This is a genomic window from Peptoniphilus olsenii (assembly GCF_040545475.1).
GTDB lineage: Bacteria > Bacillota > Clostridia > Tissierellales > Peptoniphilaceae > Peptoniphilus_A > Peptoniphilus_A olsenii.
This window is the reverse complement of the sequence record NZ_JBEPMA010000010.1, coordinates 59,514-69,351: the sequence shown is the minus strand read 5'-3', so window position 1 is coordinate 69,351 and position 9,838 is coordinate 59,514. Positions and strand designations below refer to the sequence as shown.

Below are 9,838 nucleotides of genomic sequence, written 5' to 3'. Positions count from 1 at the left end.
ATCTAACTTTTTTAGATAAAGATTCTCCGCTTCTAGGTATTGATTTCTTTCTCTTAATTCAATTAATTCTTCTCTCTCAGATTTATTTAGTTTCTTAGGATTATTAGTGTCTTTATGCATATCAGAATCTCCCTTCTTTTTGGGGTTTCCTACCATACCGCATAAAGATTCAAATCCACATTCTTCATATTTTCTATTCCAATTAGCAATGGTAGATGGATTTTTTATACTAAAATGTTCTGCGGTTTCTTTGTAGGATAATTTATGGTTTTTCCTATATTGTAATACTGATAACTTAAATTCTCCAGTATAATTGGTTTTAGACATAGATTTATTTAACGCTTCTTCACCGTACATTTTATATAAATGTATCCAATTTTCAATTGTAGATTCTTTAAGTCCATACTTATCAGAAAGATATTTTCTTCCATATCCTTGTTCATTCTCTCTTACAATTTTTAATTTCGTTTCATAATCATATTTTGACATTAAAATACCCCCTAATCCATGTCCGGATTTAGGGGGTCACTACAATTTTAACATCACTCTTTTTATTGTAATTATAATATAAATTTTTTATACTAATATTATAGAAAAATGTAGAATTAGTTTTAAAATGGAGGTATTCAAATGAAAAAATTATATGAGAAATTATACTATATTCTAATCTTTTATATTCTTTCTTTAGAGATAAGTGACTCTAAACATTTTATATATAAGCTGATATTGTCAATGCTATTAGTTACAACAGGTTTTAAAATATTTAAAGATTTTGATGAAAATTATTAATAACCTTTTATATAGTTACTATTAATTTTATTTGCATAAATTGAAACAAATTAAATTTTCAAAATTATCCAAATATTTATCAAATTTATTTGAAAACATCATTATTTTTCATATCTTCTATTTCATCTTCACTATAACCTAATTTTCTCATAATATCTACAGTGTCCTCTCCTATAGTTTTACCTGCAAATTTATATTCTTGTTTTGATTTGGAAAATTTAATTGGACTGGCGAACTGTTTTACTTTTTCTCCATCAACATCAAGTTCAACAATCAGTCCTCTTTCATTTATATTTTTATCTTGAACTACTTCATCTAAATTTAGAACTGGTTCTACACACACGTCTTTGTCTTTAAAAATTTCTAACCATTCTTCAAAATCTTTTGACATAAACTTTTCTCTGATTTCTTCTTTTACACTGATATCTGTTGCACTATTTGCATCAATTTCTAGTATATCACAAAGTCCGTCCCAGAATTTTTTCTCAAGTGAACCCACAGAAAAGTATCTACCATCTTTAGTCTTATAAAAGTCGTAATTGCTGCCACCATTTAATAAATCGCTCTCTCTTGTGGGTAAATCTCCCCCACCAAGATATTGTGCCCCGCTCAATGAGTTAAAAGGAAGTAGCCCATCCATCATTGAAATATCCAAGTGCTGCCCCTTACCTGTTAAATTTCTATAATTTACTGCGGCTAATATTGCTACAATTGAGTTCATGCTACCAACGGCTATATCTGCTATTTGTGTTCCATAAATTACAGGACCACTCTTTTTAGTACCACTAAAACTCATAAGACCCGATCTTGCTAAGTAGTTAATATCATGACCAGCTTTTGAACTTAAAACACCACTTTGACCATAACCCGTTATCGAACAGTATATAAGTTTTGGGTTTATTTTTATTAATTCATCATAACCTAGCCCCAACTTTTCCATAACTCCTGGCCTAAACTGCTCTACTAAAATATCATATTCTTCAATTAATTTTTTTACTATTTTTATGGCTTCTCCTGTTTTTAAATTTAGTGCCATAGTTTTTTTGTTTCTATTTAACCACAACAAATTTGCCGACTTCTCTTTAATTTTAGGTTCAGCTTCAAGTACCAAATCATATTTTGATGGAGATGAAACTTTAAGTACTTCTGCGCCCATATCAGCCAACTGCATTGTCGCAAAAGGCCCTGGCAGAAGTGTAGTGAAATCTAAAATTTTTAAATTCGATAATGCATTCATAATAAACCTCTCTATTAACTATTTTATATTCGTAACTTAATTCTATCATTATAATTTTGCGTTATCAAATTACCGAGTTTTTAAACTTGATTATGAAGTCATTATTACTTAGTCAATCAATCCTTTACTCACTTATTACAATTTATAAATAAGAAGTTATTAATTTAATGTTAATTTATTATCCATAAAATACTTATATTCTATAGGAGGAATTATGAAAAAGAAAATTATTTTAATCATTACTCTTGTTTTTGCAATGCTTTTTACAGCATGTGTTAAGGGTAATTCAAAAGGAAATGAAGAAACTGCTGCCGCAGAAAAAGACGGCAAAACTGTCATTACTTTTTGGCATTCCATGGGTGGTGTAAATGGCAAAGCTCTTGATAAACTTGTTAAAAGATATAACGAAAGTCAAGACAAATATTTTGTAAAAGCTGAATTTCAAGGCGAATACGATGATGCTCTAACTAAACTTCGTGCATCGTCAGCAGGTAAAGAAGTAGGTGCAGATATAGTTCAAGTTTTTGAACTTGGTGCTAGATTTATGATTGACTCTGGACTAATTGTTCCAGTTCAAGAATATATAGACAAAGACAATTTTGATATTACAAAAATCGAGCCAAATCTAGCTGCTTATTATACTATTGATGGCAAATTAAATTCAATGCCTTTTAACTCATCAACACCACTTTTATATTACAATAAAGATATTTTTGAAAAAGCTGGTATAGCAGAAGCTCCAAAATCATTAGAAGAAATGATGGATATTGCAGATGATTTAAAAGAAAAAGGCGGGGTTGAAATGCCAATCTCTATGTCAATTTATGGCTGGTGGGTAGATCAACTTATGTCAAAACAAGAACTTCCTGTATTTGATAATGGAAATGGTAGAGAAAAAAATCCTACAAAAGTTGTGTTTGACGAAAATGGCGGAATGGAAAATATTTTATCCATGTGGAAAGACCTTGCCGACAAGGGTGTTGCTCCAAATGTAGGAAAACAAGGTGGTCAACCTGAATTTATTTCAGGAACTTCAGCTATGACATTTGCCTCTACTGCAAGTTTGAAACAAATTTTAAATGAGGTTGGTGATTCTTTCGAAGTTGGAACAGCATACTTCCCAAGTGTTTATAAAACTGACAAAGGCATGGTTTCTATTGGTGGAGCGTCTATATATATGATAGATACTGATGATGACAAAAGAAAAGATGCTTCATGGGATTTTATTAAATTTTTAGTATCTCCAGAATCTCAAGCTTATTGGAATGCTGAAACTGGATATTTCCCTATCAACGTAGACGCTCACAATGAAGAAGTGTTTAAAGAAAATATCAAAAAATTCCCACAATTCGAAACTGCTATTGACCAATTACATGACTCTTCACCAGAATCACAAGGCGGTCTTGCTACAGTTTATCAAGAAACTAGACAAATTGAAGAAAAATATGTAGAAGAAGTTTTAAACGGAAATAAAACTCCACAAGAAGCTGCAAAAGCAATAGCAAAAGAAGTAAACGACGCTCTTAATAATTACAATTCATCAAATTAAGTAGGGATTATATGAACAGGGAAAATAATAAAAAGTCATATTTATATCTTTTTCCCGCAATGACTATTTTTATAATTTTTACATTTTATCCATTTGTGCAGACTCTAATTAGAAGTCTGCACTCTACGGATAATATGGGTTCAAGTAAAAATTTTGTGGGATTAAAAAACTATATCGAACTTTTTAACAGCAGTTCATTTTACAATTCAATCTTAGTAACATTACTATACGTAATTATAGTTGTAATTATTGGAGTATTATTAGGTTTTGTCACAGCTATGCTTTGTCAAAAAACTTTTCCAGGCATAAAAGTTTTTACAACACTATATGCACTCCCTATGGCAATAGCATCAAGTGGAATGGCTCTTGTTTTTAAAGTTATGTTGAATCAGTCTATAGGTATAGTAAATATTTTATTAAATAGCAAAGTCAATTGGCTTGTAGATCCTAAATTAGCCCTTTTAAGTATTGGCATACTAACTGGTTGGCTAAACAGCGGTATGAACTTTCTATATTTTAGTGCTGGTCTTTCTGGTATAGATGAATCTCTTTATGAATCGGCACAAATAGATGGTGCAGATAGTCTAAATGAATTTATTCATATCACTATACCTTCTCTAGGACCTATAATATTTTTCGTAGTTGTTACCAATATAATAAATGCCTTTCAATCATTTGCTCAAATCAAATTGTTGACAGGCGGCGGCCCTGGAGAATCTACAAATGTAATAGTGCATGATATTTATAAAAATGCTTTTATGAATTATAGATATGATTTAGCATCGGCCGAGTCAATAATTTTATTTATTATAATTATGTTTCTTACTCTAATAATATTTAAAAAGAATGGTGCTGTAAATGCAAAAAGTTAAATTGAATAAAAAATTTGTTACTGCCAATAAAAAAAGAAATATTTCACAAAATAACTTTGGCAAATTTATAAGGTTATTACTAAATATTATCTTGGCGATTATAGTGCTTTTTCCATTAATTTACGCACTGGGAATGAGCCTAAAGCCATCAAGCGAAATATATTCACAAAGCCCATCAATTTTTACATCAAATCCAACAATCCAAAACTACTTGGATGTATTTGAAATTGCACCAATTGGGCTATATATTTTGAATTCTTTTTTAGTATCTACAGTTATTATGGTATCTCAAATAGGAACTGCCATAATTGCTGCTTTTGCTTTTCATTTTTTAAAATTTAAATTTAAAGCAATTTTATTTGCAATAATAATGTCAACAATGATGATTCCTGGTGAGGCTACGATAATATCAAATTTCTTGATGGTAAGTGGCTGGGGGCTTACTAATACTTATATCGGTTTGGTACTTCCCTATCTCACAACTGCCATGGGAATATTTCTATTTAGACAAGCTTTCCAATCTTTTCCGATGGAAATATATGAATCTGCCAATATTGATGGCTGTAGCGATTTAAAATTTATATTAAAAATATTAATACCTATTTCACGTCCTGTTATTGGGGCACTGAGTGTTGCATCTTTTCTAGGAGCTTGGAATATGTATATGTGGCCTCTTTTAATAACAGGTTCAGACGAATATAGAACAGTTCAAATTGGAATAAGTATGTTAAATTCTGCCGACTCACAGTCAATGGTCTTGATGATTGCAGGAGTAGTTATATGCATGATACCTTCTCTTGTGATTTTCTTTTTTGCTAGAAAAAATATGATTAGAGGCTTAACTACGGGGGCAGTAAAAGGTTGAGGTAAATATGGCAAATGTAAAATTAGAAAATGTAGTTAAAGAATATGAAGACGGCTATAGGGCCGTCAAAAATATTAATTTAGATATCAAAGATAAAGAATTTATAGTTTTAGTAGGTCCTAGTGGTTGCGGAAAATCTACCACTCTTAGAATGATAGCAGGGCTTGAAAAAATAAGTTCTGGCAAAATAAAAATAGATGAAGATGTAGTAAATGAAGTCAGTCCTAAAGATAGAGATATAGCAATGGTATTTCAGTCATATGCACTTTATCCACATATGAGTGTAAGAGAAAATATCGCATTTCCTCTTAAAATGCATAAAGTTTCAAAGGAAAATATAAATAATAAAGTATCGAATATAGCAAATTCACTCCAACTTGGAAAATTACTTGACAAAAAACCCGCACAATTATCGGGCGGTCAAAGACAGAGAGTTGCATTAGGAAGAGCAATGGTTAGAAACCCAAAAGTATTTCTACTTGATGAACCACTCTCTAACTTAGATGCAAAATTAAGAGTAGAGATGAGAAGTGAAATTGTAAACTTGCACAAAAAGCTCGACACAACATTTATTTATGTTACTCACGATCAAACAGAGGCCATGACTATGGGCGATAGAATTGCAGTCCTAAATTCAGGAGTACTCGAACAGTTTGACACACCCCTAAACTTATATTACAGGCCCAATAATAAATTCGTTGCAGAATTTATAGGTACTCCAAAGATGAATATATTTGAGAGTGAATTTAATATAAAAGATGACAAAATATATCTAAAATTATTTAATACTCTCATTGAAATTCCAAAAAGTAGAAAAGAAGATTATAAATATATAGTTCCAGGGGATAAATATTATATTGGAATCAGGAGCGAGGATTTCTATGTAGACGAAAATTCAGAAATTGACCTATTATTCTCGAATGTAGAATACATGGGAAGCGATATTTATGCATACGCAACAGCTGACGAGTCGACAAATCCTATCATTATGCGTTTTAATCCCGAAGAAAATATCGATATTAATAATAGGTGCAAAGTTGGAATAGACTTAAATAAAATATTCGTATTCATGAAAGATAGTGAAAAAACTATAATATTTCCAAAAAGATAAACAAAAAATACATTGTTTCGTTAAAATTACAGAACAATGTATTTTTAATTTACCATTAATTAGAATTTTAATTCATAATATAGTTTTCGCATTTTTTATAAAAATTAAAAATAAATGAAAAAACGATAATTTTAAACAACTTTACTATTCAAATTGTAAATCAGGATAATTTGTAATAACTCCATCTACTCCAATTTTTTTCATACAATTATAACTTTTTTTATCATTTACTGTCCATACATTTACTTTGATATTTTTATCATGCAGCTTATCTACTGTTTCTTTATCCATAGTCATATATAAAGGGTGAAAATAATCGATACCATAATTATACAAATATTCCCAAGGTTCTATTAATCTAGAAGATTCTAAACATGCAATTGGAACATCGCTTGTGAGCTTTCGAAATTTAATTAAACTATTGTGATTAAAACTCGAAATTAAAAGTCTATGGAGCATATTTCTTTTCTTAAAAATATTAAAAACATCTCTTTCTATTCCATCGTATTCAAAGACAGAAGTCTTTAGCTCAACATTTGTAACAAGAGAAGTATCTTCAATTATATTTAGATATTCCTCTAGCAAGATAGGTTTCTCATGCCCATCTAAAACATTTAATTTAGAGAGCTCATTATAAGTCATATCTTTGATAAAATTTTTTATACCTAAAAGTCTTTTTGTATCTTCATCATGTATCACTACGACCTTTTTATCCAAAGAATACTGGACATCTATTTCTATCCCATGAATATTTAAATCTACACATGCTTCAAAAGAAGACTTGGTGTTTTCAATAAATTTTGAACTAAAACCTCTATGTGCATAAATTTTCATACTATCACCTCATTTATATTATGTATTAATATTAAATAAAATTTGTAAAAATGCTTTTATATTTTTGTCAAAACTATTATTATTAATGATAATTATTTTATAGCTATTAACACAAAAAGGACTATTTAACATAGCCCTTTCATCAATACTTATTATTTTATTTTTTCGATAATCCTAAACTTAGTGTCAAATCCTTCGCTTGTTCCTGTAAATGAATTTTCTTCATGAGCAAAATCTGCCATAGTATCTACGATTGCTTTAAATTCAGGTAATTCTTTTGTCTTATTATCTAATTCATTGATTCCTTTTTGTTTAAATTCTTGAAGTTTTTCGCTGAATTTTCTCATAGCATCATCTATAACATCGCCACCATCTTTTAATTTAACGCTTCCTTCGTTCAAATCATATATACCGGTGTTTAGCTTTCTAATGCCATCACGCATTGGAGAAAGACCTTCTGTTTTGAGTCTTGGAAAATCATTAAACATTTTAGATTTATCTCTAAATTCATGGAGCCCATTAGATAAATCTGTCGCACCACTATTTAATTTATCTGAATTGTAATCAAGTTCAGTTATTGCTGATGCAAGCATTCCTACTGCTTCTTCACTTTGTTCTGTTCCTTCACGAAGTTTAGTTGAACCGTCTTTTAATTGTCCTGTAGCATCATCTAATTTCACAAGTGCATCAGATAGTTTTAAAAGTTGTGATGTATCCATTTGACTAGTTATTTGTGCAATTCCTTGCTCTAAAGATGTGTAAATTTCATTAGAACCACTAGAAAGTTTTTTTGTGCCATTTTCAAGTTTTGTCAAACCCGAAGGTAATTGTTGTATGCCAGAATTAATTTGGTTTGAAGCAGAAGCTAGTTTATTAATGCCCACTTTTAATTCAGCTATTTGACCCAATTTTGAAGATATATCTCCACCTGCACCACCAATATTTTGAGCTGCAGCTCCAATATTCTTAGCAGAAGAACCAATTTGGTTTGCTTCTTGACCAATGTTTCGTGCGGTTCCTTGTAATATTGAAATAGCTTGTGCTACCTGTCCGGTAGGATCTTCGACATTACTTAGTATAGATATAGCTTGACCCATTTCTCCAGCAGATGCACCTATGTTATTTGCACTAGCTCCAATATTTCTTAAATCACTTTCTATATTTAATGAAGATAAACCCGATAAGTCTGGAACTAAAATTGACTGTACTTTTTCATTCATCATTTGAAGATTAGAATTAAATTTTTCATTGCCAGCAGCTAATTTGTTTGAACTTTCTACAGCTTCTACAGTACCAGCATGTAATTTATCGGCACCAGTATTTAGTTGACCTATACCATTTTTTAGTTCAACTAATTTTTTAAGTAGCTGCTCTTTAAGTTCATCTGCTTGACTTAATTTTGATGAACCTTTTCTAAGTTCTGTAGTTGCATCTTTTAATTTACCCAAACCATTATCAAGTTCTGCTGAACCTTTAGCTAATTCTCTTGCTCCATCTTTCATCTTGCCTGTATTGTCATTCATTTTTCCTACCGCAGATGTGTATTCGTTTATTCCAGATGTCAGTTTGCTACTTCCATCATCCATTTCAGCTACATATCCTGGTACTGGCTTAACTTTTTCTATCACTTCATCAAATTTATTTTCTAACTCACCAGATTTATCATAAAGTTCTTGTGAGCCATCATGAAGTTTAACTACTCCATCGCCTAAATCGTCTATACCTTCATTTAATTTACCTTGGGCATCAGATAATTTAATTGATGCATCAACAAGTTTTTGAGAATTATCTTCAAGTTCTCTAATCCCGTCTCTTAATTTATCTATAGATTCGATATCAGCTTTGTTTTGAAAAAGCTCATTTGAGATAACAGTATATACCTCAATAGGTTCATAGTCCTTAACATCCATCTCTATTATGGCTTTATCTTTGAATTCCTCCATTTGTCTATCCTCAAAGATTGACTTAAAATTTTCTCTAAGTCCAGGAGTTAAAACTGTTGTTATGACTTCATTTTTTCCGTCTTTAGCAACTTTTGAATCGCTAGTTTCAATATTTGAAGCAATATCTTGACTAAAACTCATTGCACTGACTACAGTAAAAGGTGCATAAACTTTCATGTTTTTGCCACCAATGTTTTTGATTACATATTTATTATTCTCTGCAGATAGAACAATTTTTAAATGACCACTTTTACCATCAAGCTCTTTATTAGTAGTTTTTTGTCCATCGAGGTAGTATTCTACTACTATATCGACTGGTAATTCTTCTTCACTTTTCCCTTGATAATAGATATCTTTTTTATTTTCTTCCCAATTGATATATCCTTCTTCATCTTTTATTTTTTCATCAGTTTTTAAATTTTTAATATTTTTAAGATTAGTTTTATCTCTGCCCACAATATTATCTTCTGAATTTAACCAAACTGACACAGTCTTGTCTTTAATTTCTTCATCTTCTTTAATTACATAAACTGTTTCTGATTTGTTAATTACACTAGATGCAGCAAAAACTGTATTTGTTAGCATCATTGAAGATAATACAATAGATGATACAACTTTTTGTAATTTCTTGTTCATTT

At 30.3% G+C, this 9,838-nt stretch carries 9 protein-coding genes; 5 read left to right on the top strand and 4 right to left on the bottom strand.

The features are described from left to right. Window positions 1–489 (bottom strand): helix-turn-helix domain-containing protein (locus ABID14_RS07720; protein WP_354368814.1); only part of this gene is annotated, 489 nt, incomplete at its 3' end. 141 nt (window positions 490–630) lie between these two features. Here ABID14_RS07720 and ABID14_RS07715 point away from each other — a divergent pair. After that, window positions 631–789, top strand: a complete 159-nt coding sequence (locus ABID14_RS07715) for a hypothetical protein (RefSeq protein ID WP_354368812.1) — start codon at window positions 631–633, stop codon at window positions 787–789. Window positions 790–874: 85 nt separating this feature from the next. Here ABID14_RS07715 and ABID14_RS07710 read toward each other — a convergent pair whose 3' ends face one another. Continuing rightward, a complete protein-coding gene (locus ABID14_RS07710) occupies window positions 875–2,026 on the bottom strand; it encodes a CaiB/BaiF CoA transferase family protein (RefSeq protein ID WP_354368810.1) in 1,152 nt (383 codons plus the stop codon). A gap of 214 nt (window positions 2,027–2,240) precedes the next feature. Here ABID14_RS07710 and ABID14_RS07705 point away from each other — a divergent pair, with 214 nt between their 5' ends. Genes ABID14_RS07705 through ABID14_RS07690 form a run of 4 tightly spaced genes read left to right on the top strand, consistent with a single transcriptional unit; the run spans window position 2,241 to window position 6,423 of the window. Beyond that, window positions 2,241–3,575, top strand: coding sequence for an ABC transporter substrate-binding protein (locus ABID14_RS07705; protein ID WP_354368808.1), 1,335 nt, complete (start codon window positions 2,241–2,243; stop codon window positions 3,573–3,575). A gap of 11 nt (window positions 3,576–3,586) precedes the next feature. Continuing rightward, the gene (locus ABID14_RS07700) at window positions 3,587–4,447 is read left to right on the top strand and encodes a carbohydrate ABC transporter permease (RefSeq protein ID WP_354368806.1); all 861 of its coding nucleotides are present in this window, start codon (window positions 3,587–3,589) and stop codon (window positions 4,445–4,447) included. Beyond that, window positions 4,434–5,312 (top strand): carbohydrate ABC transporter permease, encoded by an 879-nt coding sequence (locus ABID14_RS07695; protein ID WP_354368804.1) that lies wholly within the window; start codon window positions 4,434–4,436, stop codon window positions 5,310–5,312. The genes ABID14_RS07700 and ABID14_RS07695 overlap by 14 nt, the downstream gene beginning before the upstream one ends. A gap of 7 nt (window positions 5,313–5,319) precedes the next feature. Further along, window positions 5,320–6,423, top strand: a complete 1,104-nt coding sequence (locus tag ABID14_RS07690) for an ABC transporter ATP-binding protein (RefSeq protein ID WP_354368802.1) — start codon at window positions 5,320–5,322, stop codon at window positions 6,421–6,423. Window positions 6,424–6,567: 144 nt separating this feature from the next. Here the strand turns inward: ABID14_RS07690 and ABID14_RS07685 are convergent, their stop codons facing one another. Together ABID14_RS07685 and ABID14_RS07680 are read right to left on the bottom strand one after the other, a co-directional pair. Further along, window positions 6,568–7,257, bottom strand: coding sequence for a glycerophosphodiester phosphodiesterase family protein (locus tag ABID14_RS07685; protein ID WP_354368800.1), 690 nt, complete (start codon window positions 7,255–7,257; stop codon window positions 6,568–6,570). Window positions 7,258–7,409: 152 nt separating this feature from the next. After that, the gene (locus ABID14_RS07680) at window positions 7,410–9,836 is read right to left on the bottom strand and encodes a hypothetical protein (RefSeq protein WP_354368798.1); all 2,427 of its coding nucleotides are present in this window, start codon (window positions 9,834–9,836) and stop codon (window positions 7,410–7,412) included. Between the last annotated feature and the right edge of the window lie 2 nt (window positions 9,837–9,838).

Excerpts from the sequence above, each read along its gene's own strand:
- ABID14_RS07715 (WP_354368812.1), top strand. The coding sequence starts at position 631 with ATGAAAAAATTATATGAGAAATTATACTATATTCTAATCTTTTATATT.
- ABID14_RS07710 (WP_354368810.1), bottom strand. The coding sequence starts at position 2,026 with ATGAATGCATTATCGAATTTAAAAATTTTAGATTTCACTACACTTCTG.
- ABID14_RS07705 (WP_354368808.1), top strand. The coding sequence starts at position 2,241 with ATGAAAAAGAAAATTATTTTAATCATTACTCTTGTTTTTGCAATGCTT.
- ABID14_RS07700 (WP_354368806.1), top strand. The coding sequence starts at position 3,587 with ATGAACAGGGAAAATAATAAAAAGTCATATTTATATCTTTTTCCCGCA.
- ABID14_RS07695 (WP_354368804.1), top strand. The coding sequence starts at position 4,434 with ATGCAAAAAGTTAAATTGAATAAAAAATTTGTTACTGCCAATAAAAAA.
- ABID14_RS07690 (WP_354368802.1), top strand. The coding sequence starts at position 5,320 with ATGGCAAATGTAAAATTAGAAAATGTAGTTAAAGAATATGAAGACGGC.
- ABID14_RS07685 (WP_354368800.1), bottom strand. The coding sequence starts at position 7,257 with ATGAAAATTTATGCACATAGAGGTTTTAGTTCAAAATTTATTGAAAAC.
- ABID14_RS07680 (WP_354368798.1), bottom strand. The coding sequence starts at position 9,836 with ATGAACAAGAAATTACAAAAAGTTGTATCATCTATTGTATTATCTTCA.